The organism is Lysinibacillus sp. PWR01, from assembly GCF_043359455.1.
Taxonomy (GTDB): Bacteria; Bacillota; Bacilli; order Bacillales_A; family Planococcaceae; genus Lysinibacillus; species Lysinibacillus fusiformis_F.
In genome coordinates, this window is record NZ_JBHERJ010000047.1 from 60,324 (window position 1) to 86,261 (window position 25,938).

21 protein-coding genes are annotated in these 25,938 nt (G+C 37.7%); 14 read left to right on the top strand and 7 right to left on the bottom strand.

From position 1 onward, the window contains the following. Window positions 1-63: 63 nt before the first annotated feature. Entirely contained in the window at window positions 64-1,029 is a 966-nt protein-coding gene (gene opp4B, locus ACEVFT_RS07730; protein WP_205441884.1) for an oligopeptide ABC transporter permease, read from the top strand. A gap of 12 nt (window positions 1,030-1,041) precedes the next feature. Continuing rightward, a complete protein-coding gene (gene opp4C / locus ACEVFT_RS07735; protein ID WP_393949120.1) occupies window positions 1,042-1,950 on the top strand; it encodes an oligopeptide ABC transporter permease in 909 nt (302 codons plus the stop codon). A gap of 557 nt (window positions 1,951-2,507) precedes the next feature. Here the strand turns inward: opp4C and ACEVFT_RS07740 are convergent. The 7 genes from ACEVFT_RS07740 to ACEVFT_RS07770 form a co-directional block, all read right to left on the bottom strand. Then, the gene (locus tag ACEVFT_RS07740) at window positions 2,508-3,434 is read right to left on the bottom strand and encodes an ABC transporter ATP-binding protein (protein WP_205441886.1); all 927 of its coding nucleotides are present in this window, start codon (window positions 3,432-3,434) and stop codon (window positions 2,508-2,510) included. After that, entirely contained in the window at window positions 3,427-4,482 is a 1,056-nt protein-coding gene (locus ACEVFT_RS07745; protein WP_205441888.1) for an ABC transporter ATP-binding protein, read from the bottom strand. The genes ACEVFT_RS07740 and ACEVFT_RS07745 overlap by 8 nt, the downstream gene beginning before the upstream one ends. A gap of 13 nt (window positions 4,483-4,495) precedes the next feature. Beyond that, window positions 4,496-5,416 (bottom strand): ABC transporter permease, encoded by a 921-nt coding sequence (locus ACEVFT_RS07750; RefSeq protein WP_243456036.1) that lies wholly within the window; start codon window positions 5,414-5,416, stop codon window positions 4,496-4,498. Further along, on the bottom strand, window positions 5,416-6,345 hold the full coding sequence (locus ACEVFT_RS07755; protein ID WP_205441889.1) for an ABC transporter permease: 930 nt from the start codon (window positions 6,343-6,345) through the stop codon (window positions 5,416-5,418). Before ACEVFT_RS07755 ends, ACEVFT_RS07750 begins: the two co-directional genes overlap by 1 nt. Window positions 6,346-6,477: 132 nt before the next feature. After that, a complete protein-coding gene (locus ACEVFT_RS07760; RefSeq protein ID WP_393949122.1) occupies window positions 6,478-8,145 on the bottom strand; it encodes a peptide ABC transporter substrate-binding protein in 1,668 nt (555 codons plus the stop codon). 910 nt (window positions 8,146-9,055) lie between these two features. Then, complete coding sequence (locus tag ACEVFT_RS07765; RefSeq protein ID WP_205441891.1) at window positions 9,056-10,741, bottom strand: methyl-accepting chemotaxis protein; 1,686 nt, start codon at window positions 10,739-10,741, stop codon at window positions 9,056-9,058. A gap of 253 nt (window positions 10,742-10,994) precedes the next feature. Next, window positions 10,995-12,692, bottom strand: a complete 1,698-nt coding sequence (locus tag ACEVFT_RS07770) for an Rqc2 family fibronectin-binding protein (RefSeq protein ID WP_393949123.1) — start codon at window positions 12,690-12,692, stop codon at window positions 10,995-10,997. A gap of 272 nt (window positions 12,693-12,964) precedes the next feature. On the opposite strand from ACEVFT_RS07770, the gene ACEVFT_RS07775 reads away from it, so the two are divergent. The 12 genes from ACEVFT_RS07775 to rsgA all read left to right on the top strand — a co-directional run bounded on the left by ACEVFT_RS07775 (window position 12,965) and on the right by rsgA (window position 25,936). Continuing rightward, a complete protein-coding gene (locus tag ACEVFT_RS07775; RefSeq protein ID WP_393949125.1) occupies window positions 12,965-13,828 on the top strand; it encodes a YicC/YloC family endoribonuclease in 864 nt (287 codons plus the stop codon). 43 nt (window positions 13,829-13,871) lie between these two features. Further along, window positions 13,872-14,489 (top strand): guanylate kinase, encoded by a 618-nt coding sequence (gene gmk, locus ACEVFT_RS07780; protein WP_205441893.1) that lies wholly within the window; start codon window positions 13,872-13,874, stop codon window positions 14,487-14,489. Between the two features lie 4 nt (window positions 14,490-14,493). After that, the gene (gene rpoZ, locus ACEVFT_RS07785; protein ID WP_205441894.1) at window positions 14,494-14,721 is read left to right on the top strand and encodes a DNA-directed RNA polymerase subunit omega; all 228 of its coding nucleotides are present in this window, start codon (window positions 14,494-14,496) and stop codon (window positions 14,719-14,721) included. 130 nt (window positions 14,722-14,851) lie between these two features. Beyond that, window positions 14,852-15,856 (top strand): bifunctional phosphopantothenoylcysteine decarboxylase/phosphopantothenate--cysteine ligase CoaBC, encoded by a 1,005-nt coding sequence (gene coaBC, locus ACEVFT_RS07790; RefSeq protein WP_393949128.1) that lies wholly within the window; start codon window positions 14,852-14,854, stop codon window positions 15,854-15,856. Continuing rightward, complete coding sequence (priA, locus tag ACEVFT_RS07795) at window positions 15,853-18,264, top strand: primosomal protein N' (protein WP_393949130.1); 2,412 nt, start codon at window positions 15,853-15,855, stop codon at window positions 18,262-18,264. The genes coaBC and priA overlap by 4 nt, the downstream gene beginning before the upstream one ends. 91 nt (window positions 18,265-18,355) lie before the next feature. After that, entirely contained in the window at window positions 18,356-18,850 is a 495-nt protein-coding gene (gene def, locus ACEVFT_RS07800) for a peptide deformylase (RefSeq protein ID WP_205441897.1), read from the top strand. A gap of 1 nt (window position 18,851) precedes the next feature. Next, the gene (fmt, locus tag ACEVFT_RS07805) at window positions 18,852-19,793 is read left to right on the top strand and encodes a methionyl-tRNA formyltransferase (protein ID WP_393949132.1); all 942 of its coding nucleotides are present in this window, start codon (window positions 18,852-18,854) and stop codon (window positions 19,791-19,793) included. Continuing rightward, window positions 19,790-21,151: a 16S rRNA (cytosine(967)-C(5))-methyltransferase RsmB gene (gene rsmB / locus ACEVFT_RS07810; protein WP_205441899.1), complete on the top strand. Its 1,362-nt coding sequence runs from the start codon at window positions 19,790-19,792 to the stop codon at window positions 21,149-21,151. Before fmt ends, rsmB begins: the two co-directional genes overlap by 4 nt. Next, the gene (rlmN, locus tag ACEVFT_RS07815; protein ID WP_243456039.1) at window positions 21,151-22,293 is read left to right on the top strand and encodes a dual-specificity RNA methyltransferase RlmN; all 1,143 of its coding nucleotides are present in this window, start codon (window positions 21,151-21,153) and stop codon (window positions 22,291-22,293) included. The genes rsmB and rlmN overlap by 1 nt, the downstream gene beginning before the upstream one ends. 6 nt (window positions 22,294-22,299) lie before the next feature. After that, a complete protein-coding gene (locus ACEVFT_RS07820; protein WP_205441900.1) occupies window positions 22,300-23,049 on the top strand; it encodes a Stp1/IreP family PP2C-type Ser/Thr phosphatase in 750 nt (249 codons plus the stop codon). 2 nt (window positions 23,050-23,051) lie between these two features. Next, window positions 23,052-25,040, top strand: coding sequence for a Stk1 family PASTA domain-containing Ser/Thr kinase (gene pknB / locus ACEVFT_RS07825; protein ID WP_393949136.1), 1,989 nt, complete (start codon window positions 23,052-23,054; stop codon window positions 25,038-25,040). Between the two features lie 11 nt (window positions 25,041-25,051). Further along, window positions 25,052-25,936, top strand: coding sequence for a ribosome small subunit-dependent GTPase A (rsgA, locus tag ACEVFT_RS07830; RefSeq protein WP_205441902.1), 885 nt, complete (start codon window positions 25,052-25,054; stop codon window positions 25,934-25,936). Window positions 25,937-25,938: the final 2 nt, after the last annotated feature.

The window sequence follows — 25,938 nt, forward strand, 5'->3', positions numbered from 1 at the left end:
TCTGCTAACTAAGTCCTTGTAAAGAGGGCTTAGTTAGTAAATTTATAGATAAGGAGATGTTACATGCTTCAATATACACTTCGACGACTACTTGGCATGATCCCATTGTTACTCCTTATTTCGTTAGTGGTATTCTTTTTAGCAAAAATGATGCCAGGAGATGCATTTGCGGGTGAAATTGATCCTTCTAATACGAATCCACAATACATCGAAGAAATGAGAGAAAAATTAGGCTATAACGATCCTATTATCCAGCAATATGGCAGATGGATTGTTAATTTTATACAAGGGGATTTTGGTAAATCAACTGTTTATAAAAAACCAGCGGTAGAGATTATTGCGCAACGCATACCTAATACCATATTTTTAGCGCTAACATCGTTAATTTTCACCTACATATTTGCATTTATTATGGGCATGTATGCTGGTAGAAAACCTTATACACTTGGGGACAATTTGATTGCAACTTACAATTACCTAGCTTTAGCCATTCCGTCATTTGTAGCGGGAATTGTAGCCATTTACTTTTTCTCGTTCAAGTTAGGTTGGTTCCCATTTAACGGTTCGGTGGGCGTGGGGTTAGAGCCAGGAAATTTTGAGTACTATCTAAGTAGATTCCACCATGTTTTACTACCTGCGCTTATATTAGGATTGATGGGAACAGCATCCTATACACAATTTTTGCGAAATGACATTATTGAAAATAGTAGAAAAGACTTTGTAAGAACTGCGAGAGCAAAGGGAACAAAAGAATCGAAAATTTACAACAAACATATTTTACGAAATTCTATTATTCCTCTTATTACGTTCCTTGGTTTTGATATCGCCACATTAATCAGTGGTGCGGTAATAACAGAAACAATCTTTACGTATCCTGGAATAGGTGCTCTCTTCCTAGAATCTGTGGGAAGAAGGGATTATGCAGTCATGATGTCGATCACAATGTTACTTTCGTTTTTAACACTTTTTGGGAATTTAGTAGCGGATTTATTATATGGTGTAGTAGATCCACGTATTAGATTGGATTAAGGAGGGGGAAATATGACATTGGTAACGGATCAAAAAGTATTAACGCCAAAATCGCCAAGGAAAAGCCCCTCGCCATGGGTAATTGCGAGACGAAAGTTCTTTAAAAATAAACTGGCCTTGATTAGTCTTGTATTTCTACTAACAGTTATTATCTTATCGTTTCTAGCTCCATATATCACAACCAAAGATATTGTCCGAGTTGATTTTATGCAAATAAGTAAACCACCATCTAGTGAAAATTGGCTAGGAACAGATACAAATGGACGAGATGTGTTTACAAGAATGCTTTATGCTGGTAGATCCTCCTTAACTGTAGGATTAAGCTGTATGTTCTTTATTGTTATAATTGGAACTGCAGTCGGTGCCATTTCGGGGTACTTTGGCGGAAAAGTAGATCAAATACTAATGAGATTTACAGATTTTATCTTAATGTTTCCGTTTATGATTTTTGTCATTGTTTTAAACCAAATTCTAATTGGAAAAGTATCTGGTCTATGGACTTTGATTTTTGTTATCTCACTGTTAATGTGGGGATCTGTTGCAAGGATTGTACGAAGTAGGGTGCTTGCTGAAAAGGAAAATGAGTATATATTAGCAGCTCAATCAATAGGCTGTAAATCCTCAAAGATTATTATCAAGCATTTACTACCTAATGTTGCTTCGACGATTATTGTACAAGCAACATTGCTGATGGCCGTAACAATCGTCGCTGAATCTGGTTTAAGCTTTTTAGGATTGGGTGTACCAGCAGATACGCCTAGTTGGGGGAATATGCTATCCGAAGCTAGAAACTCAGAGGTATTAAAGGAGAAGCTTTGGATGTGGGTACCTCCTGCGACAGCTATTACGCTAGTAATTTTGTCGATTAACTTTATTGGAGAAGGATTAAAAGATGCGTTAAATCCAAAATCAAGAAGGTAATCATAAATTGAATATTAAATAAGTGACAAGAAAATAGGGCACCTTTAAATGTAAAAATCATTGCATTTAAAGGTGCCGAATTTTATAAAGGATGATAGTTTAATGCATGGTAGTCCTTACAGACCCAGAAATATTGTTATTGAGAGCGAATAAACAGCATATAGCTTGTCTTTTATCAATTATGGTCTAATCACACAAGGCTTTGGACTATGACATGGACCTGGATAGGCAGATGCAGTGGTTGAACCAATACCGATTAGTAATATTGTAAAACAACACGTAGCAAGAAGAAGTTTCATACTTTTTTTCATTTGAATACACCCCTTTATTCATGTTAACTATATCTTAATATATTACCTGATTTTTTAAAATATAATTTACAAAAATGGTATTTATTAACTATTTATTTCATGCAAAATAAAGGAGAAGGGAATTATAGTTCATTGAAAGACAGTGAAATTATTTAGGTTTACACTAATGGGGATATGGGTAATAAAGAAATAAACTAAAAAAAACTCCCATCACAGTAGTTAAACTGTCGACAGGAGTTATAATTTTTATCGATTAGCAATCCAAGTTTTTACTAGATCAGCAGTACCGTAAACATAATGCTGATCACCTACTTCATGGTAAGATGCACTTTCGTCAACCTCTGTATGCTTGTACTGAATACGTTGACGGCGTTTCTCTGACATTGGATCAGGAAGTGGGATAGCTGATAGTAAAGATTTTGTATACGGATGAACAGGGTGATTGTAGATATCATCTGCTTTACCGATTTCCATGATTTTACCGCGGTACATTACAGCAATACGGTCACTGATGTATTTTACCATAGATAAGTCATGGGCAATGAAAAGATATGTTAAGCCACGTTCTTTTTGTAGTTGTTTTAGTAAGTTAACAACTTGTGCTTGGATGGATACGTCAAGTGCAGAGATTGGCTCATCGGCAATGATAAACTTAGGATCTAAGCTTAGTGCACGGGCAATTCCAATACGTTGACGTTGACCACCAGAGAATTCGTGTGCGTAACGATTCGCGTGCTCTTTGTTTAAACCAACAGCTTCAAGTAACTCTTGGATTTTCGCACGACGTTCTTTTTTATCCTTGTAAAGACCATGGATATCAAAGGCTTCGCCAATGATCTCGCCAGCTGTCATACGAGGGTTTAAAGAAGCGTAAGGATCTTGGAAAATCATTTGCATTTGACGGTTAAATTTCTTTAACTCATTTTTAGATTTTTTTCCATGGACATTTTCACCATCGAAAACAATCTCGCCACCTGTAATATCATATAATCGAATGATTGAACGACCAGTAGTTGACTTACCACAACCTGATTCACCCACAAGACCAAGTGTTTCACCTTCGTAAACATCGAAGCTGATACCATCTACAGCTTTGATAGGATTACTTGGCGAACCAAAATGCTGCTGTAAATTTTTGATTTCAAGAATTTTTTTCGCACCAGTTTTAGTCATTTTCTTGTGCCTCCTTTGCTAAATACCCTTCAATACGTTTAGCAACCGCATCTGGAAGAGGAATCTTTGGTGCATCAGGATGCAACAACCAAGTTTTTGCAAAATGTGTTTCACTTACTTGGAACATTGGTGGCTCTTGTTCATAATCAATCGCCATAGCATACTCGTTACGAGCTGCAAATGCATCACCTTTAGGTGGATTCGTAAGATCTGGTGGTGAGCCTGGAATCGTACGTAATAGCTCATCAGTATCATTATCTAAATCTGGCATTGAACCAAGTAGACCCCATGTGTAAGGATGCTTTGGATTATAGAAAATATCATTCACAGTACCATATTCTACGATTTGGCCAGCGTACATTACTGCTACACGGTCAGCGATATTCGCTACTACACCTAAATCGTGTGTAATGAAAATGATAGATGTTTTCGAGTTTTTCTGAATTTCTTTCATTAATTCTAAAATTTGCGCTTGAATTGTTACGTCTAGAGCTGTTGTCGGCTCATCGGCAATTAATAGCTTAGGATCAGCTGCAAGGGCAATGGCAATTACAACACGTTGACGCATACCACCTGAAAATTCATGTGGGTATTGGTTATAACGTTTCTCAGGGAAGGGAATACCTACCTGTGTTAAAAGCTCAATGGCACGTTTTTTTGCATCGTTTTTAGAAACCTTTTTGTGTTGCAAAATTACTTCAGTTATTTGACGTCCGACCTTCATTGTTGGATTCAAACTTGTCATTGGATCTTGGAAAATCATTGCAATTTCATTTCCGCGTACTTTAGACATTTCTTTATCAGTTAATGGAACTAAATCACGGCCATTGAATAAAATTTGTCCTGACTCATAAATACCAGGTGGCTGGGGAATTAGTTTCATTAACGCATTACTCGTAACACTTTTACCAGAACCAGATTCACCTACTATAGCGAGTGTTTCACCCTCCTTTAAATCAAAGTTAACACCACGTACAGCATGTACAAGTCCTGCATAAGTTTTAAAGTTAATTTTTAAATCTTTTACTTCTAGAATTGTTTTACTCATTTCGGCCACCTCCTTATTTACGTAGTTTTGGATCTAGAGCATCACGTAAGCCGTCACCAACTGCGTTAAACGCAAAGATTGTTAGTGAGATAAATACCGCAGGGAAAATCAAGCGCCATGGAGCATTGGCAATGGCTTTATTACCATCAGAGGCCATTGTACCCCAAGAAGCTGTTGGAGCAGGAACCCCAAGACCAAGGTAACTTAGGAATGATTCAGTGAAAATAGCAGATGGAATTGTTAAAGTCATCGTTACTAAGATTGCACCAAGAGCATTCGGAACTAAGTGTTTAATAATTAAATGACTTGTACTAGCACCTAATGTACGAGCAGCAAGAACATATTCTTGATTTTTGATAGATAATACTTCACCACGAACGATACGTGCCATGTTAATCCATCCAGTGATGGATAGGGCAACAATCATAGGAATTAAACCAGGTTGCATAACAACTAAAAGTACAATTACAACTAAAAGGTAAGGTACAGCTGTTAAAACGTCAGCAATACGCATCATGATGTTATCAACGCGACCGCCTGCTAAGCCTGAAATACTTCCCCAAATAACACCGATAATTAAGTCAATAATCGCTGCTGCAATTCCGATAAATAGGGAAATACGAGCTCCTTCCCATATACGAACGAAGATATCACGACCAAGGTCATCCGTCCCAAACCAAAATTGTGCAGATGGTGGTGAGTTGTAAACACCTAGCTGATCACTTGCTTTATATTGAGAAAACATTGGTACGAATGTAGCCATTAAAATAACAATGATTAAAATGATTACCCCAATGATGGCTAATTTGTTATGAGAGAAACGGAGAAATACTTCTTTCCAAAAGGAGACTGATTTGTCAGCTAATTTTTCCGTTGCTTCATGATTACCACCAACAATTTTAAACTTATCTTTTTCAATTTGTTGCTGTGTCATTATTTTTTCGCTCCTTTCAGTTTAATACGCGGATCAATCACACTATATAGAATATCAACGATTAATACCGCAAATAAAAGGATGATGGAAAAGAACACTGTCGTACCCATAATGACTGTATAGTCACGGTTTGTAATACTTTGGACGAAGTGTTTACCAAGTCCAGGAATAGCGAAAATTTGCTCAACAATGAAACTACCTGTTACAACACCAGCTGTTAATGGACCAAGATAAGTTACGACTGGTAGAAGGGCATTTCGTAATGTATGTCGGAATACAATTGTCCATCTTCCAATACCTTTAGCGCGAGCCATTTTAACATAATCACTATTGTTTTGCTCAAGCATACTTGAACGTGTTAATTTTGCGATAAAGCCCATATGAGTTAAAGCGATTGCAAGGGCAGGCAGTATGCTATACTGAAAGCCTTTCCATCCACTAATAGGGAACCAGCCTAGTTTAAAGGCTAAGAAATACTGCATTAAACCCGCTAAGATAAATGAAGGTACTGATATAAATAGCACCGCAAAGGACGTTGCCAAATAATCCGGGAACTTATTATGATATAGCGCGGAAACTACGCCAATTAAAATACCGAATCCAATTGCTAATAGCATAGCTTCAATCCCTAATGTTAAAGAAACAGGGAAACTTTCAGAAATCATATCATTTGTAGAACGCGCTTTATATTTCATTGACTCACCGAAATTGAAAGTGGCCGTATCGATTAAATAATCTTTATATTGAATATACCAAGGGTTATTTAATCCATACGTTTCGTTTAACTTCTCCTCAATTTGAGGTGGGAAATTACGTTCACTCGCGAAAGGACTACCAGGAGCGAGACGCATTAAGAAAAACGTAACCGTTACGATGACGAAAAGCGCGAGAAGTATATACATCAGCCTTTTCAAAATATATTTAATCACATAAAACTCCTCCTTCTATTTGTCAATTTTCAGACAAATATATGCCTTCGTATTTTAAAAAGAGCTGACTCGCGCCGAAGTGGCTACGAGGCAGCTCTTCGCTGTAGAGCTAAATAAGCGAATTATTGTTGATTATTTCTCTACTTTAACCTCTTTAAGAGAGATGTTACCAAGGATGTCTGCCTTCATGTCTTTCACATAATCTTGTATTACAGAAAGGTTCGTGTAGTAGTAAATTGGAACAACTGGGAACTCAGAAACAGCAATTGATTCAGCTTGTTTTAAAAGCTCAAGGCGCTTCGCTGGATCTGCTTCTGTATTAGATTGATCTAATAATTTTTTGTATTCTGCATTTTCCCAACCTGTATCATTGTTACCGTTTGCAGCAGTGTCATACATTTCTAAGAATGTATAAGCATCGTTGTAGTCACCAACCCAGCCCATACGGCCAACTTGGTAATCTAATTGGTTAAGTTTTTCTAAATAAACTTGCCATTCAGAGTTATCTAGACTTACAGTGATACCAAGGTTTTTAGTCCAGCCCTCTTGAACGTATTGTGCGATAGCAGCGTGTGCTTCACTTGTGTTGTAAGAAAGGTTAATTTTTACATCTGCTGGGTTTGTAATACCAAGTTCTTTCATACCTGCTTCAAGTGCTGCTTTAGCACCTTCGATATCGTTATCTTTGTAGTAACCACGGTCTTCTTCAAAGCCGTGAACAGCAGTAGGAACCATACCTAATGCAGGTTTTTGCTCACCTTTAGTAATGTTGTCAATTAAACCTTGACGATCAAGTGCTAATGCTAACGCTTTACGGATGTTAGCGTTTCCAGTGATTTTATCTTTTGTATTTAGCTTGTACCAGTAAACAGAAGCTTGGTCATTGATATTTAATGTACCATCAGCTTTAAATCCATCAATAGCATCAAGTGCTACAGTTTGGAAAGGTGCTCCAAGGTAATCAATTTCGCCACCTTTGAACATTGTTACTGCTGTTGCTTCAGATTCAACCATACCGATATTAACTGTGTCTAAAGCCACTTTATCAGCATCCCAGTATTCTGGGTTTTTCTTTAATACGATTGTATCGTTGTGTCTCCACTCATCTAATACGAATGGTCCGTTTGTTACAAAGTTTTCACCAGCATCTGTATACCACTCATCATTACCTTCAACTACTTTTTGGTTTAATGGTGCATATGTTTTGAATGCTGTTAATTCTAAGAAGTAAGGTGTTGGGTTTTCTAAAGTTACTACTAATGTTTTCTCATCTTCAGCTTTAACGCCTACATCATCAGCAGAACCTTCACCATTGTTGTATGCTGCAGCACCTTTAATTGAGTAAAGGATTGAAGCATATTCAGAAAGATTGTCTGGGTTTAATGCCCATTTCCAAGCGTATTCGAAGTCACTAGCTACTACTGGATCTCCGTTTGACCATTTTGCATCACGTAATTTGAACGTGTAAGTTTTTAGGTCTTCGCTAACTTCCCAGCTCTCAGCCGCAGCTGCAACTGGACGAGCGTCTGCATCAAGTGTTGTTAATCCTTCAAAAGTATTTGTAAGAATAACACCAGAAGTTGTATCTGTTGCTAATGCAGGATGAAGTGATGGTGGCTCAGAAGCTACTACTACGTTTAATTCGCCACCTGATGAAGTTGTTTCTTCTGAAGAACCAGAATCTTTTCCTTCGTCTTTTGGTTTGCTAGACGAATCTCCTCCACCAAAGCCACATGCAGCAAGTACTAAAGAAAATACTGCAAGAACTGTTAGTAATAAAAACTTTTTGTTTTTATTCATGTGAATCCCCCTTATACAATTTTTAAGCCTTTTGTGAAGCTCCTATTTAATATACCAAAAAAATCATTGTGTACAAAATAAAAAAGATTCGAATTTATATAGTATTATCTGACATTTAGGAGAATAATAAATTTTTCCGATTTATCACGCTAAAGAGACGAAGTGCATATATATTAAAAATTTGATATTTACATATTCTGAATATCAAAAATAAAGTAAAAATAAAAAAATGATTTACTATACGGAAAATTCCTATTTTTTTGATAATATTATCGATATTTGAAAAATGAATCAAAAGTCATGGATGTAATACCTTGAGGAATTTGTATAGATTTGTAGAAAATCTATGTAAAACTCAGTGAATTAGTTTCTTTTACAGGTAATTTCTTGTAAATTATGATCGCGAAACATGATTATTTTTATCTATTAATGATATATAAGAAACTTGTTTTGTATTTTTCTAGGATTATCCAATTGTGGGGAAAGAAAAGAAAAAAATGAGCATTTGTATGAAAAAAGGTACCCATACTAAGAAAAAAATGGATTTAGCGACAAGCTAGTTTACGAGATTAAGTTTTTTTGAAATAATTTTAGAACGAATTGTGTATACATGCATATATGCAACTCTATTCTGTTTTATTCATCAATCAAATTTTAAAAGTATTGCTTTATTATAACCAATAATTTTCCAGGTAGAGCCATATTAATAATATTGTTTTTTTGAGGATGTCATTTGTCTTACTGTAGAGGATTGATTATGCAAATAATTACTAAAAATCTGTTTATTAACCTTATGAAAACGTTATCAATAGCTGTTTTAAAAGATATTCTTCCGTATTTTAAATGGTGACATATGAAAAAAGCACAAAAAACAGTGCATTCACGTATATAAAATGCACTGTTTTTTTATTTAAAGTTTAAATTGATTGATTTGATTCTGTAAATCTAAGGACTTTTCGCTTAGATCTGCTGCAACTTGGTTTACTTGTTGCACTGTTATAGACTGCTCTCTAGTTGCTGAAGCTACAATTTTTGTATTATCCGCGCTAGTTGAAGCACCATGAGCAATTTCTGCAACAGAGGCGGCAACTTGTTCTGCGCTAGCTGAAATTTCTTCAGAGGTAGCTGATATATCTTCTATTTGATCTGTCATCGTATTAATCGCTTTGACAATTCCTTCAAAGGCTTGTCCTGCATGTCCGATGATTTTTACGCCCTCTGTAACAGAGTGAAGGCCATCAAAAACAGCTTTTTCAACATTGTGTGTATCTTGTTGTATATCCAACGTTAAGGCAACGATTTGGTTGGCTGATTGTTTGGATTCCTCAGCTAACTTACGGACCTCGTCTGCTACAACCGCAAATCCTTTACCATGCTCACCAGCTCTAGCTGCTTCAATAGCTGCATTGAGTGCCAATAAATTCGTTTGATCGGTAATGGCTGTAATGACAGCTGTGATTTGACTAATTTCATCTGATTGCTTACTCAATTTTTGGACAAGGTTATTAATCATTTGTGTTGACTCATGGATCACATTCATTTGTTGCTGAGCTTCTTCTACTGTCACATTACCATTTGTCGCTAATTCAGAAGTTGTTATAGCATTCTGATGCAGTTGTTGAGTTGCTTCTGCTATACGTTGAACACCTACAGCTGTTTCATCCATTGCGTGTGCGCTTTCGTTAGCTGCACTTGTAGCTGCTACTGCAGCGTCAGCTGTTTCATTAATCCGAATTGTTATTTCGTCAGCAGTGGCAGTAATTTCTTCAGTTGAGGCAGAAAGTTCCTCTACAGAAGCTGTTAAGTGCTCTGCATTGTCCTGTATATGCGTTAATAAATTTTTCAGATTTCCCTTCATGGCATTAAAAGCTGCTGAAAGCTGACCAATTTCATCTTTTGAATGATGGGTGATATCTGGATGAATTAATTCACCATTAGCTACATGGTTTGCTGCTAGAACGACAGATTTTAAAGGGCGTGAGATTGTCCGTTGTATATAGAAAATAAGGAAAATACCTAGAGCGATACCAATGATGATCGCAATTATGGAAATAATTTGAGAATTAAACACGGCCTGTTTAGATTCTTTTGTCACAATGTCTAGTTGTTCCTTTTGATAGCTTCCAATTTTATCGGATACATCTTGTATACCTTTATTCGCTTGTTGCACGTCGCCATTCACCTTTTGCAAAGCACCTTCTAGATTACCAGCTTCAAATAGAGCTATTGCTTCAGTTGCTGCCTTGTTAAAAGTATCATTATGAATTTTTAATTCCTGTGCATATGTTTCCATTTCAGCTGAATTCGATTTTTCTATGATTTCTTCTACATGTGTGTCGAGCATATTTGCATATTTTGAGAAACTCTCTTTGTTAGCAGGTTTGTCTTCGATGATGATGGCACGAATGAAAAGACCTTGCATGGCCATTTCAAATTGAATATCATCTGCTAATTCTACAAGGGCAACATGTCCTTCTAAAGCATTTTCAATCTTTTTTTCAATGTTTGAAAATAACAGGAACATAATAAACAATGAAATGATTAGTGTGAGAATAATTGCAAAGAAACCAAAGCTTAATTTTTTACCTACAGACATAGAGATACGCCCTTTCCTAAATGCTCTACAAAAATTTTTATACTTTAATTTAGCGTTTCAGAGTAGTAGAAGTCAATATTCGGTGAAGGAAACAGTGCAGATTATTCATATGTTTTTATAATGTTATTATAATAAGGAAGATTGTCTGTAAAAATCAATCAAGATAAGGCTGTTTTCATCGTTTTATAGTACGGATTACGTGTTCTCGCTATAAAAAAGAAGAAACCGATACAATTTGTATCGATTTCTTCCTTTATGACTGTTTCTTTAACTGTAAAATGACTGCCTCATCAGGGTCAATATACAGTGTCTTTTGTTCAAAATAGATGACGAAACCAGGTTTGGCTCCATTTGGCTTTTTGACCTGTCGTATTTCGGTATAATCCACAGGCACAGAAGAGGATTCTCTGGCCTTAGAAAAATAGGCGGCTAGTGTGGCAGCTTCTCGCAATGTCGTTTCATCTGGCTCACTTGAATGAATGACAACATGAGATCCAGGGATATCCTTTGTGTGTAACCAAATATCAGTCCGTTTTGCTAGTTTAAATGTCAGCATGTCATTTTGCTTATTGTTTTTTCCAACAGAAATTGTAACACCTGTGGAAGAAACATAGCGTTCTGGTTCAGGTTTCACTTGCTTTTTCTTTTTCTTCGCATGACGTAGTTTTAAGTAACCTTGCTCTGCTAGCTCTTCACGAATTTCCTCAATATCACCAGGAGAAGCCTGTTGAACTTGCTGTGCTAGCATTTCGAAGTAGGCAATTTCTTCTGTCGTTTTTTCTAGCTGCTCTTGAACCATAACCAAGGCATTCTTTGCTTTTGTATATTTTGTGTAATAGCTTTGGGCATTTTCAATCGGTGTTTTACGTTCGCTTACGGGAATCGTTAGCTCTTCGCCAGTTTCACTATAGTAATTTGTAACGGTTACTTCCTTGACTCCTTTTTCAAAGACATAAATATTCGCCATTAATAGCTCACCGTATAGCTGGAATTGATCGAGCTTGGATGCACGCTCATAGTCTTTGGTTAGCTTTTTTGTTTTTAAAGCTAGTTTATCAATTTCATTTTGTAGCCAACGCTCTAAATCTCCAGCTTGTTGTTTCACACGATCTCGCTCTGCACGTGCAAAGAATACACGATCAAGAAGCTCATGGACATTGGGATAAATTGTTATATCTCCTCCGTGCAAGTGCGTTAACTCGATTGGGGAGAAGTATGTTTTATGATTGAAGAGTACATACATAGGCTTCAACCCACCGTTCGCGAAGGAGGTCATAAAATCCTTGAAGCATGCTAGCGTATTTGATGTTGTCTTCATTCGATACAATAATTCTTCCGCGTGAAGAGGTGAAAAACCAGCTAACTGTTGTACTACCTCTTTGGAGGTTTTTGCTTCAGCGAAAAATGTTGTTAGCTCTTCATCTGTTGCAGTTAAAGGATTCCACTTATTTTGTACGGGTGGCGCAATATAAGGTTGACCTGGTAACACGGTACGGAAGCTATTGACTGAAGGAGGTAGATGTTTTAAACTGTCAATAATTTTTCCCTGCTCTTGATCAATCAACAGTAGATTACTATGTCTACCCATAATTTCAGCATGTATTTCCCTTACAATCGGATCACCAATTTCATTTTTACTTTCAATTTCTACTATTATAATGCGATCAAAATCACGCTGTTTTATAGAAGCAATAAAACCGCCCTCTATATGTTTCCGCAAAAGCATACAAAACATTGGGGGCTCAGCTGGATTTTCAATCGTATGCTCAGTTAGGTGAACGCGTGCATAAGAAGAGTGGATAGAAAACAGTAATTTATGATTTTTTCCGTTTGCACGGACATGTAATATAACTTCTTGTGCATTGGGTTGATGTATTTTTGTAATCCGACCAGTGACCAGCTGTTGTAGGTCGGCAGTTATTGAATAAGTAAATAAGCCATCAAATGCCATATGAATTCCTCTTTCCAACGATAGCAAGCATCTTGGTACTTTCCTATTTTTTCTTGTTGCATTTGCATTCACTCTTTTCAAGCTTCTGCTAATACACGTTTTGTATGTTTATCATAGCATTTTTTAGGTGAATATTAAAATATAGCTTCAGTTGTGGTAGAATTAGCTTTTACTTTATCCAAATTTTTTTGGAGAGTCGTCATAATCGACAAAGCTTATGTTATAATAATCCCAGTATGCAAAGAAAGGTGTGACGAACCTTGGTGCGTAGTATGACTGGTTTTGGCAGAGGTGTCACAACAACTAGAGACTTTCAATTAACCGTGGAAATGCGCTCGGTCAACCATCGATTTTTAGAAATTAACGCAAAATTTCCGAAAGAATGGCTTGAAGCAGAAATTTTTGCAAAGAAACTAATTTCTCAAGCTTTGTCACGCGGCAAAATTGATGTGATGGTATATGTGAAGGACTTAGAGAACGTAGAGCAATCTATTGAGATTAATTGGTCATTAATTGAAGCGTATCGTAAGGCAAAAGAGCAGTTAGCAAGTAAAGTACCACTTGAAGAAAAATGGACGATGCAAGAGCTTTTATCGTTAGAGCAGGCACTTGTACAGCAAAAACCACAGCTTACACCAGAGGATTTGCTCAGTGCTGTTGAACAAGCGATTTCACAAGCGATTGCACAGCTCGTACAAATGCGTGAGCGTGAAGGGCAAGAATTGCAAGAAGTTGTTGTACAATATAAAGAACAGTTGATAGAGCAAGTAAATCAGATTCGCTTGTGTTCCTCTCTTGCTGTTGAAAAATATCGTACACGATTAATAGAGCGAATTACTGAAATTGCAAATGGCACTTTGCTAGAAGATCGTTTACTAGCGGAAGTAGCGATTTTTGCAGAACGAGTAGACATTTCCGAAGAATTAGACAGATTAGATAGTCACTTCAACCAACTGGAGGAAACATTACTTGAAACGATTTCCGTTGGACGTAAATTAGACTTTTTAATGCAGGAGATACATCGCGAGATCAATACGATTGGTTCGAAAAATCAATCTACAGAAGCAGCAGTAGCTGTTGTTCAGGCGAAAACAATTTTAGAAAAGATGCGTGAGCAAGTGCAAAACATCGAATAACTTGCACGTGTCTGTTATAAATTAAGGGAGATATAGAGAATAAATGATAAAAGAACGTGGATTATTGATTGTTCTGTCTGGCCCATCTGGTGTAGGTAAAGGGACAGTGCGAAAAGAATTATTTTCTCAGCCGAATACGAATTATGAGTATTCCATCTCGATGACAACACGAAATCCTCGCGAAGGTGAAGTAGATGGTGTAGACTATTTTTTCAAGACACGTGATGAATTTGAAGCGTTAATTGAACAAGGCGGCTTATTAGAGCACGCTGAATTTGTCGGTAACTATTATGGAACACCACTAGCTTATGTAAATGAAACACTAGATGCAGGTCGTGATGTATTTTTAGAAATCGAAGTGCAGGGTGCGGCACAAATTCGTAAAAAAGCACCAGATGCCTTATTTATTTTCTTAGCCCCTCCAAGTTTAACGGAATTAAAAGATCGTTTAGTTGGACGTGGGACAGAAACTGAAGATATCATTGCCAAACGCATTGCTACTGCAAGTGAAGAACTTGAAATGATGAGCTTGTATGATTATGTTGTGGAGAATGATGAAGTGACGAATGCCTGTGATCGTATAAATGCGATTATAAAAGCCGAGCATTGTCGTAGAGAACGTGTTGAAAAAAGATATTTGTCAATGTTGAGAGGAGAATAAAACAATGTTATACCCATCAGTAGACGCCTTAAAAAAAGAAATCGATTCAAAATATTCATTAGTGAGCCTTGCTTCTAAACGTGCTCGCCAAATGCAAGAAGAGCAAGACACAGAACGCTTACACAAATATGTTTCCTATAAATATGTAGGGAAAGCACTTGAAGAAGTAGCGGCAGGTGTACTTACGAAAGTATCACAGGATGAGTCAGCTGTGTACGAGGACGAAATCTAACATCATGTAAAGTGCTTTGCTTTACATGCATGCTAGTCTAGTTAGCAGTAGATTTTGATTATACAGAATGCCGAAAGCTCCCAGGGAATCCTTCTTTGGGAGCTTATCATTTGAAAGGACGACACCTAGCATGAATAAAAATATTTTACTATGTGTTTCAGGCGGAATTGCCGTATATAAGGCTGTTGCGCTCGTTAGCAAGCTTTCACAGGCAGGGGCCAACGTAAAAGTCATCATGACGGCCTCTGCTAGACAGTTTGTGAATCCATTAAGTTTTCAAGTGATGTCCAAAAATGATGTTTATTTTGACACATTTGATGAAAAAGATTCAAGTGTGATTGCTCATATAGACTTAGCAGACTGGGCCGATTTAATTTTAGTGGCGCCCGCTACGGCAAATATGATTGGCAAAATGGCCAATGGTATCGCAGATGATATGGTTACAACAACCCTGCTTGCTACGACAGCACCTGTATGGATTGCACCGGCTATGAATGTACACATGTACGATCATCCAGCAGTAAAACGTAATTTGGATAGGCTATCAGCTGATGGTTACAAATTTATTGAGCCTTCAGAGGGGTTTTTAGCATGTGGCTATGTCGGGAAGGGACGTCTAGAGGAGCCTGAAAAAATTACTGCACTTGTTCAAGATTTTTTTTCAGGAAAAACAAAACCATTAACAGGTAAAACAGTATTAGTGACAGCAGGTGCCCTGCATATACCGTTGGATGAGCAGCATATGATCTGCCCACAGGCAAATGGATCTATAGGACGAGCTTTAGCGCATGAGGCAAGGTTGCTTGGCGCACATGTAATTGAAATAGAAAATAGCAATTTGTTTGATGTTATTCAACAACTTGAAGCCTATAAAATCCAATATCCCCAAGCATTATTGATCCATGCAGCAAATGTGCCGACGATCGAGGAAGCGCCGATCATTTCTGTAGAAGGAATAAAAGCGATCACTTTTGGACAAAGAGTGCAAGGCACACCAATGCTTAACATATTTTCTGAGAGATGGATTGATTTTAGTGAAAAAGCGCAGCTAAACGGACAATTTTTGGCTACAATTAACCCACAGCTTTTTGCTCAAACAGTATGGGCTTATATTATAAAGGGTGAGGAGCAATGAGCTTTTTGATAGCAGAGGTCATTGTAGATGTCTCTACTTACCATGTAGACCGTCCATTTGACTATCAAGTACCCGTAGAATGGATTAATGTCATAGAATTAGGATGTCGTGTTAAAGTACCATTTGGTCCAAGAAATGTCTTAGGTTTTATCGTTGGATTAAAAAAAGAAACGGATGTCCCGCTGAATAAACTAAAAGCAATCACTCAAATTTTAGATATGGAGCCAGTCCTGACAGAAGAGATGCTGCAAATGGCGAAGTGGTTAAAGAACGATACGATTTGTTATGAAATAGATGCCTTGCAAGTGATGTTACCATCTGCACTTCGGGCCAAGTATGAAAAAATGGTTAAGCTACAGCAGGGTCAACAACTGCCACTAGAGGTACAGGCTATATTCGGTAAGCGTCAACAAGCTAATTTTAAAGAATTTGAACGAGCTGGTTTACTTCCTTTATTAAAAGAATTGGTTGCAGACAATATTGTTACCATTGAAAATGTTGTAAAGCAACAAGGGAATGTCAAGGAAATTCGGATGGTTCAAATTACAAAAGACCTGCAACTTGTTGAACAGGCTTTGGAACTGTCATCTAGGGCAGTTAAACAACGTCTATTACTGCAATGGATGTGTCAACATCTAGGAGAAATATCAACACCTCAGCAAATTTGTGAGGAAACCGGTGTCTCCTTATCGGTATTAGAGGCAGTGATTGACAAAGGAGCTGCTCATTTTATACAAGAAGAAGTGTTTCGTGATCCGTTTACAAAGGATGTATCACGTACAGATGCTTTACCGTTAACAGATGAGCAGCAAGTTGCGCTACAAGCTATTTCTACAGCTATGGAGCAACAGCAAGCGCAAACCTTTTTGTTACACGGTGTAACAGGGAGCGGTAAGACGGAGGTTTATTTACAGGCCATCCAACAGGTGCTAGATGATGGGAAAGAAGCTATTATGCTCGTACCTGAAATCTCTTTGACACCTCAAATGACTGAGCGATTCCGCAGCCGCTTTGGGGAGATGGTTGCTGTTATGCATAGTGGTTTATCTGTTGGTGAGAAATATGATGAGTGGCGCAGAATCCAACAAGGCAAAGTGAAAGTAGTGGTTGGTGCTCGTTCCGCTATTTTTGCTCCCTTTAGAAATATTGGCCTTATTATTTTGGATGAAGAACACGAATCAACATATAAACAAGAAGATTCTCCACGTTACCATGCAAGGGATGTCGCCATTTGGCGTAGTGCGTTTTACAAATGTCCTATTATTTTAGGCAGTGCAACACCAGCGTTAGAGTCATTTGCAAGAGCCAAAAAGGGAGTGTATACGCTACTCTCATTAAAATACCGTGCTTTACATCAGGCTTTGCCGACTGTTTTTATAGCAGATATGCGTGAAGAGCTGAGACAAGGTAATCGTTCGATGTTTTCTCAATCACTAATTGAAGCGATCCGTTTAAGACTTGAGAAAAATGAGCAAATGGTGCTGTTTTTAAATCGTCGTGGCTATTCATCATTTGTACTCTGTCGAGATTGTGGGACAGTCGTCCAATGTCCAAATTGTGATATTTCCTTAACCTATCATCGAACAACTGAAAAATTGAAATGTCATTATTGTGGTTACGAGGAACATGTCCCTCAAACATGTCCGCAATGTCAAAGTGATCATATTCGTTATTTTGGTACAGGTACACAAAAAGTGGAAGAAGAGCTGTATAAGCTGTTCCCAGAGGCAAGAGTGTTACGTATGGATGTAGATACTACAAAGCATAAAGGGGCACATGAAGAGATATTGGAGACATTTGGAGCAGGTCAAGCAGATATTTTACTTGGGACTCAAATGATTGCAAAAGGTCTTGATTTTCCTAATATTACGCTAGTCGGTGTACTGAGTGCCGACACATCCTTGCATTTACCTGATTATCGGGCAGCAGAGCGTACATTTCAGCTATTAACACAGGTAAGTGGAAGGGCTGGGCGACATGATAAACCAGGGGAAGTCATCATCCAGACGTATACACCGGAGCATTATGCAATTGAATTGGCTAAAACGCAGGATTATGAACCATTTTATGAACGAGAGATGTTTTTACGACGACGTTCCAACTATCCACCCTATTATTTTGTAGCTCTTATTCAAGTATCTCATGAAGATGTTATGATGGCTGCTGAATATGCAGGTCGAGTGGCGGATTGGTTGCGAGGAAACTTATCGAATCAAGTAGCCATTATAGGACCAACAACTGCGAGTATTGCTCGTCTCCAAAATAGATATCGTTATCAATGTTTGATAAAATATAAAATTGAACCAAATCTAATTCCCGTGTTACAACGCCTACTTGCCATGTATAGAGCAGAGTGGATTAAACAAGGAATATTAATGACGGTAGATTTAGATCCGTCTACTATATAGTTAGCGTGAAATAATAGCATGATCATTTAAAAATTGTAAAAGAAACAATCAGCTTGTGCACTAGCTTTAAAGCAGAAATGAGGAAATAATAATGGCCATAAAAAAAGTAATCGAAAACCCAGCAAAAGTACTATCAACACCGTGTGCTGAAGTGACAGAAATTAATGATGAAATTATTACATTACTTGATGATTTATATGACACAATGGTGGAGTATGATGGCGTAGGTATTGCTGCACCACAAATAGATGTAGGGTTACGGGTAGCAATTGTTGAACTAGGTGAAGAACGTGATATTTTAGAAATGATTAATCCAACTGTCGTTGAAACGGATGGTGCAGAAGTAGATATTGAAGGATGCTTGAGCTTTCCAGGGTTATATGGAGAAGTGGAACGTCCTAGTTATGTCAAAATTGAAGCATGTGATCGTGAAGGACGTGTTTATGAATTAGAGGCAGGTGGCTTTGATGCCCGTGCAATTTTACATGAACTGGATCATTTAGATGGTGTGCTTTTTGATTCAAAAATCAAGCGTATTGTCACAGCAGAAGAACTTGAAGAAATGTACGCAGAAGAGGAGGAATAAAATGACATCTATCGTTTTTATGGGGACACCTGACTTCTCCGCACCTATTTTGCGTATGCTACATGATGAAGGTTATGCTATTAAAGCAGTTGTGACCCAACCAGATCGTCCGGTTGGGCGTAAGCGAGTACTAACACCGCCGCCTGTGAAGGCAACAGCTTTGGAACTTGGCTTACCCATTATTCAACCCGAAAAATTGCGTGGCTCTGAGGAGTTACAGCAGATTCTTGCTTTACAGCCTGATTTAGTGATAACAGCAGCATTTGGACAAATACTACCAAAAGAGCTATTGGATGCACCAACTCTTGGCTGTATTAATGTCCATGCCTCACTATTACCAAAATATCGTGGAGGTGCTCCGATTCACCAAGCCATCATGGATGGTGAAAAAGAAACCGGGGTAACAATCATGTATATGGCAGAAAAGCTTGATGCGGGAGATATTATCTCTCAAAAAGCAATCCCTATTGAGGAAGATGATCATACTGGTGGACTTTTTGATAAGCTAAGCGTAGTGGGGTGTGACTTACTTAAGGAAACACTTCCTTCTATTATAAATGGTACAAATAACTGTACAGTTCAAGATGAGGCTCAAGTTACCTTTGCAAGTAATATTTCGAGGGAGCAGGAACGTATCGATTGGACAAATGATGCTGCTACTTTATACAATCAAGTGCGCGGTCTTCATCCGTGGCCTGTTGCTTATACGACTTTTGAGGATGGTCATTTTAAAATTTGGTGGGCAACTATTGGCAAAAGTAAGCATGAGGCTAATCCAGGTACAGTGGTGGCAATCGAAAAAGATCATTTTGTGGTAGCAGCTGGCAATGGGACAACTTTAGCATTATATGATGTGCAACCAGCTGGTAAAAAGCGCATGACCGCAGAGGAATATTTACGTGGGACAGGTTCTAAATTACAGATTGGGGACCAATTTCAATGAGTAAAAAAAGTGTAGTGATTTGGGATGGCAATGTACGAGATGCCGCATTATCAATTCTATTAGCAGTTGATAAAAATCAGGCCTATAGCAACTTACTGCTAAATGAAACAATTAAACGACATAAAATTGAAGCAAAAGATCGTGCTTTATTAACTGAAATAACGTATGGTACTTTACAGCATAAAATGACGCTTGATTATTATTTAGAGCCGTTTATTCGCGGTTCAATCGATCATTGGGTGCGCTGGTTATTAAGAATATCGTTGTATCAAATCCATTATTTAACACGTATCCCTCCACACGCTGCAGTAAACGAAGCAGTAGAAATTGCCAAGCGTCGAGGACATCGTGGGATTGCTTCGACGGTCAACGGCGTATTAAGATCGGTGTTACGCAGTGGAGTCCCTTCAACAGATGACATAGCAGATTCAATTGAGCGTCTTTCTATTGAAACAAGTCATCCAGTTTGGCTAGTACAACGATTTGTTGATAACTACGGTCTGGAAGTAGCGACTGAAATGTTGCATGAAAATAATAGACCGCCTGTGCAGACAGTGCGTGTTAATACAACAAAAGCAACTGTTGAGCAAGCTATTGCCGAGTTAGAGGCAGAAGGATTAACTGCTAAGCAAAGCGATGTTATACCAGAGTGCTTACACATTACAAACGGTCAACCAGCTCGTACAAAAGCCTTCAAAGAAGGTATGATTACTATTCAGGATGAAAGTTCAATGATACCTGCTAACGTGCTAAATCCATCTCCAGGTATGCGTGTCTTGGATATGTGCGCGGCACCTGGTGGAAAAACAACGCATATAGCCGAAATAATGAAAAATGAAGGTTCCATTTTAGCAACAGACCTTCATCCACATAAATTAGATTTAATCGACCATAATACAGAGCGTCTAGGGCTTGATATTGTTGAAACAGCCCCAATCGATGGACGGAAAGCACCGGAATTTTTACAAGCAGCGTCTTTTGATGCTATTTTAGTCGATGCACCGTGTAGTGGATTAGGGGTTATGCGACGTAAGCCAGATATTAAATATACAAAGCGAGAAGAAGATTTAGAAAGTCTTCAAAAAATCCAGTTAGCTTTACTCGATGCAGCTACGAAAGTATTGAAAATAGATGGTAAGCTTGTATATAGTACGTGTACAGTCGACATAGAGGAAAACGAAGGCACAGTGAAAGCCTTTTTAACAGCACATCCAGAAATGGAAGCTATACAACTAGAATCTTTACCAACAAAATTAGCGGAAAAGCAAGCTAATGGCATGCTTCAAGTCTTTCCACAAGACTTTGGCAGTGACGGTTTCTTTGTCGCCGCCTTTCGTAAAAAAGGAGAATCCAACTAATGGTGGATCAAGAGAAATTTAATGAACGTATTAACGATTTAGTTGAAGAAGCGGAAGAAAAGCCCGTTCGACGTGAAAAAAAAGAAAAACCAAATTTAAAAGAATCCATTTATTCTTTACAGCCTCATCAATTAGAAGAATGGTTAAAGGAAAATGGCGAAAAGCCTTTCCGTGCTGCTCAAATTTTTGACTGGTTGTATAATAAACGTGTAAAGACATTTGAAGAAATGTCAAACCTTTCTAAGGGATTACGCGAAAAGCTAACTGCAAATTTTGCATTATCCACACTGTCAACCATTATTAAACAAGAATCTAAAGATGGTACCATTAAATTTTTATTTCAATTACAAGATGGTTATTCAATAGAAACTGTATTAATGCGCCATGAGTATGGAAATTCTGTTTGTGTAACTACACAAGTTGGCTGTCGAATTGGCTGTACGTTTTGTGCTTCTACTTTAGGTGGTTTGAAGCGACATTTATTGGCAGGAGAAATCGTGGAGCAAGTTGTCAAAGTGCAGCAAACATTAGATGAATTGGGCGAGCGAGTATCACATATTGTCATTATGGGTATTGGCGAACCTTTCGATAATTATGATGCAATGATGAACTTCTTAAAAGTGATCAACCATGAAAAAGGTTTAAATATCGGTGCACGTCATATTACAGTATCAACATCTGGTATTGTTCCGAAAATTTATCAATTTGCAGATGAACAATTACAAATTAACTTTGCTGTTTCGCTGCATGCGCCAAATCAGGAAGCACGTCAAAAGCTCATGCCAATTGCTCGTGCTTATAAATTGGAAGAATTAATGGAAGCTGTGCGATACTATACTAAAAAAACAGGTCGACGAGTGAGTTTTGAGTATGGATTAATGTCTGGCGAAAATGATTCAGTAGAAATTGCAGAGGAGCTATCTGCATTAATTAAAGGAATTAAATGTCATGTCAACTTAATCCCTGTAAACTATGTACCAGAACGTGATTATGTTCGTACGTCTCGTAGTCAAATTTTTGCTTTTGAAAAAACATTAAAGAAAAATGGTATTAACGTAACGATCCGCCGAGAGCAAGGTTCAGATATCGCTGCTGCGTGTGGTCAATTACGTGCACAAGAGAGATCTGAAGAAACGAGGTGACCAGTATTGGAATACACAGTCGAAAGTGATATTGGTTTAAAACGATCCATTAATGAGGACCGTGCTGCATTCTTTAAACGTCCAGATGGGCTTGCACTAGCACTTGTAGCAGACGGCATGGGTGGTCATAATGCTGGTGATGTAGCAAGTGATATGGCAATCAAACAGATGGAATCCTTTTTTTTACAGGCAGACACACATCATTTTGTATCCACAACATCAAAAAAAGAATGGTTATTACAAACAGTTAAGCAATTGAATAAAACAATATATGACTATTCTTTATCACATGAAGACTGTAAAGGAATGGGCACGACGTTTATTGCGGTGTTAATCGAAGAACAACATTGCTTCATTGCACATGTTGGAGATAGTCGTGTGTATTATTTCTTTGAAGATGGTGCACAACAAATAACAAGAGATCATTCATATGTGAACGTCTTGGTTGAAAATGGTGAGATAAGCGAAGAGGAAGCTTTGACACATCCAAAGAAAAATTTCATCTTAAAGGCAGTTGGAACAGAGGAAACAATTGAACCAGACTTTTATGAAGTAGATTTAGCATCAGAATCGTATTTACTCATTTGTTCAGACGGATTAAGCAATAAACTAACTGTTTATGAAATGGCATCTATTATTACGTATCCAGATTCCATTGGGGAGAAGGGACGTAAACTTGTAGAATTAGCAAATGCCAGCGGGGGAGAAGACAACATCTCCCTCGTGCTACTAACAAAAAAGGATGAGGAGGTGTAAGAATGCTTGTAGGTAAAAGAATTAGTGACCGTTATAAAATTATAGAACTCATTGGTGGCGGAGGTATGTCCAATGTTTATTTAGCACACGATATGATCTTAAATCGTGATGTAGCCATTAAAATATTACGCTATGATTTTTCCAATGAGGATGAATTACATCGACGTTTTCAACGTGAGGCACTGTCTGCTACAAGTCTTACACATCCGAATATTGTTAGTGTTTATGATGTAGGTGACGATGGAGATCTACATTATATTGTGATGGAATATGTTCAAGGAAAAACATTAAAGCAGTACATACAAGAATTTGCACCGATTTCTCCTGCGAGAAGTGTGCATATTATGAAGCAATTAACATCTGCCATTGCCAATGCCCATGAAAACCATATTATCCACCGTGATATTAAACCGCAAAATATTTTAATGGATGCAGAAGGCAATGTGAAAATTACGGATTTTGGTATTGCCATGACATTAAGTGCTACTTCGTTTACTCAAACAAACTCTGTGCTTGGTACGGTGCATTATTTATCGCCAGAGCAAGCTCGTGGTGGTACGGCTACAAACAAATCGGATATTTATGCACTTGGTATTGTGTTGTATGAATTATTAACAGGTGAACTTCCATTTTCTGGTGAATCGGCTGTTTCAATTGCACTTAAGCATTTACAAGCAGAAACGCCTTCTGTCCGTGCTTTTGATGCAACGATTCCTCAAAGCTTGGAAAATGTAGTACTAAAGGCTACTGCCAAAGATGCATCCCATCGTTATACTACAGTGGAAGAAATGTATGAAGATTTGGAAACCGTTCTATCACCATCTAGAATCAACAATCCCAAATTTGTCATACCTGTGGATAATGATGTGACGAAGGCTATTCCCATCATTAAAGAGCAGATGCATAAAAAAGACGAAGATTTAACCAAAACAAGAGTGATTGAACCGATTATGGAAGCTAAAGCTCCATCTCAACCACAGCCTAAAAAGCCTGTAGAAAAACCAGTTCCCGTTAAGGCAAAGAAGAAAAATTGGCCAAAGTATGTTGCAGGACTATTTATTGCAGCGATTGTCATTTTCTTATTCTTTATATTTGCAAAAGATTTATTTAGCCCGAAAAAAGTGGCTATACCGGATGTAGTAAACTTAACAATAGAGGAAGCGACAAAAAAACTAGAAGCAGATGGATTTGTTGTTGGTGAAGAGCATCAGGAGCGAAATCATGAGGAAATTGAAAAGGGAAAGGTCATTGAAACGGACCCAGCAAAAAATTCATTACGTGAAAAAGGCTCAGAGGTAGACTTAATCGTTAGTTTAGGTGTAGAGATGACGACTGTAGATAATTATGTGGGACAGAATTATAGTCAGGTGGAAGCTTTATTGAAAGGTAAGTATAAAGATGTAATAAAAGAGGATGTTCCTTCTCGTGAACCAGAAGGCAGGATTATTGAGCAAAGTATTCCAGCGGATACAGAAGTAGTAGCAAAAGAGGAAACCATCACGTTTAAAGTAAGCCAAGGAGTTAGGATGGTAAGGGTTGAAAACGTTGTAAATTATACCAAAGCTGATATGGATGACTATGTGAATAGAGTGGGGCTTAATTGGCGTATATCTCGTGAAGAATATCATGAGTCGATCCCAGCTGGCAGTGTAATTTCGCAATTGACAAAAGCGGGTACTATGGTAGAAGAAGGTTCTATGCTATCGGTTGTAATAAGTAAAGGACCAGCGAAACAACCTGATAAACTACGTCTCATACCTGTAGAAATTGAGTATAAACCTACAGAAGAGGGAATAGCTCAAAACATTCGAATTGAAATTCAAGATAAAAATCATACATTGTCTGAACCTGTTGAAGTATTTGAAATTTTAGGTGATACGCCATACAACATTCAGCTTACAATTGAAGATGGCAAAGATGCGAGTTATAGAATAATCCGTGACTCAGAAATAATTTTAGAAGGCAAAGTTAATTATAATGATGTTGATTAAGGAGGAATTGGATGGCGCAAGGCCAAATAAGAAAAGCATTAAGCGGTTATTATTATGTATTTGATGGACATCAACTGATTCAATGTCGAGGACGTGGGGTATTTCGTAATCGTGGCGAATCGCCACTTGTCGGCGATATTGTAGAGTATACAATGGAAACAGAAGGTTCTGATGGGACTATACAAAAGATTTTAGAGCGTCAAAATGAATTGGTGCGTCCGCCAATTGCTAATATTGATCAAGGCATTTTGGTATTTTCCGTAAAAGAGCCCAATTTCAATACCATTTTACTGGATCGCTTTTTAGTTGTGTTAGAATCATTCCATGTACATCCTATTATTTGTTTAACAAAAATGGATCTGCTAGAAAATGACGAACGTGCGGAATTACAAAATTATATAGCAGATTATGAAAGCATGGGCTATACAGTTTTGCAAACATATAAAGATGAAGAAGAATTAGTTGAACGATTACGTCCTATTTTAAAGGAAAAAACCACTGTTTTAGCTGGCCAATCAGGTGTTGGGAAATCAACCTTGCTCAATACACTCATTCCAGAGTTGAACTTAAAAACTGATATTATATCTCAAAGCTTAGGACGAGGAAAACATACCACTCGTCATGTCGAATTGATAGAGGTTTGTGATGGTTTATTGGCAGATACGCCTGGATTTAGTTCCTTTGATTTTGACGAAATTGATAAAGAAGAATTAGGTGTATGTTTTCCTGAAATGGCTAGAGTAGCGGATAATTGTAAATTCAGAGGATGCTTACACTTGAAAGAGCCCAAATGTGCAGTAAAGGCAGCAGTAGAATCAGGAGAAATTCGGGACTACCGCTACAAGCATTATGAACAATTTATGCAAGAAATTATGGATCGAAAGCCGAGGTATTAATG

What these genes read in the sequence shown, in the direction of transcription:
- opp4C (WP_393949120.1), top strand. Translation starts at nt 1,042, where the DNA reads ATGACATTGGTAACGGATCAAAAAGTATTAACGCCAAAATCGCCAAGG.
- fmt (WP_393949132.1), top strand. Translation starts at nt 18,852, where the DNA reads ATGACATCTATCGTTTTTATGGGGACACCTGACTTCTCCGCACCTATT.
- def (WP_205441897.1), top strand. Translation starts at nt 18,356, where the DNA reads ATGGCCATAAAAAAAGTAATCGAAAACCCAGCAAAAGTACTATCAACA.
- rlmN (WP_243456039.1), top strand. Translation starts at nt 21,151, where the DNA reads ATGGTGGATCAAGAGAAATTTAATGAACGTATTAACGATTTAGTTGAA.
- priA (WP_393949130.1), top strand. Translation starts at nt 15,853, where the DNA reads ATGAGCTTTTTGATAGCAGAGGTCATTGTAGATGTCTCTACTTACCAT.
- rpoZ (WP_205441894.1), top strand. Translation starts at nt 14,494, where the DNA reads ATGTTATACCCATCAGTAGACGCCTTAAAAAAAGAAATCGATTCAAAA.
- coaBC (WP_393949128.1), top strand. Translation starts at nt 14,852, where the DNA reads ATGAATAAAAATATTTTACTATGTGTTTCAGGCGGAATTGCCGTATAT.
- ACEVFT_RS07765 (WP_205441891.1), bottom strand. Translation starts at nt 10,741, where the DNA reads ATGTCTGTAGGTAAAAAATTAAGCTTTGGTTTCTTTGCAATTATTCTC.
- ACEVFT_RS07760 (WP_393949122.1), bottom strand. Translation starts at nt 8,145, where the DNA reads ATGAATAAAAACAAAAAGTTTTTATTACTAACAGTTCTTGCAGTATTT.
- ACEVFT_RS07745 (WP_205441888.1), bottom strand. Translation starts at nt 4,482, where the DNA reads ATGAGTAAAACAATTCTAGAAGTAAAAGATTTAAAAATTAACTTTAAA.
- ACEVFT_RS07770 (WP_393949123.1), bottom strand. Translation starts at nt 12,692, where the DNA reads ATGGCATTTGATGGCTTATTTACTTATTCAATAACTGCCGACCTACAA.
- gmk (WP_205441893.1), top strand. Translation starts at nt 13,872, where the DNA reads ATGATAAAAGAACGTGGATTATTGATTGTTCTGTCTGGCCCATCTGGT.
- ACEVFT_RS07740 (WP_205441886.1), bottom strand. Translation starts at nt 3,434, where the DNA reads ATGACTAAAACTGGTGCGAAAAAAATTCTTGAAATCAAAAATTTACAG.
- opp4B (WP_205441884.1), top strand. Translation starts at nt 64, where the DNA reads ATGCTTCAATATACACTTCGACGACTACTTGGCATGATCCCATTGTTA.
- rsgA (WP_205441902.1), top strand. Translation starts at nt 25,052, where the DNA reads ATGGCGCAAGGCCAAATAAGAAAAGCATTAAGCGGTTATTATTATGTA.
- ACEVFT_RS07750 (WP_243456036.1), bottom strand. Translation starts at nt 5,416, where the DNA reads ATGACACAGCAACAAATTGAAAAAGATAAGTTTAAAATTGTTGGTGGT.
- pknB (WP_393949136.1), top strand. Translation starts at nt 23,052, where the DNA reads ATGCTTGTAGGTAAAAGAATTAGTGACCGTTATAAAATTATAGAACTC.
- ACEVFT_RS07775 (WP_393949125.1), top strand. Translation starts at nt 12,965, where the DNA reads ATGACTGGTTTTGGCAGAGGTGTCACAACAACTAGAGACTTTCAATTA.
- rsmB (WP_205441899.1), top strand. Translation starts at nt 19,790, where the DNA reads ATGAGTAAAAAAAGTGTAGTGATTTGGGATGGCAATGTACGAGATGCC.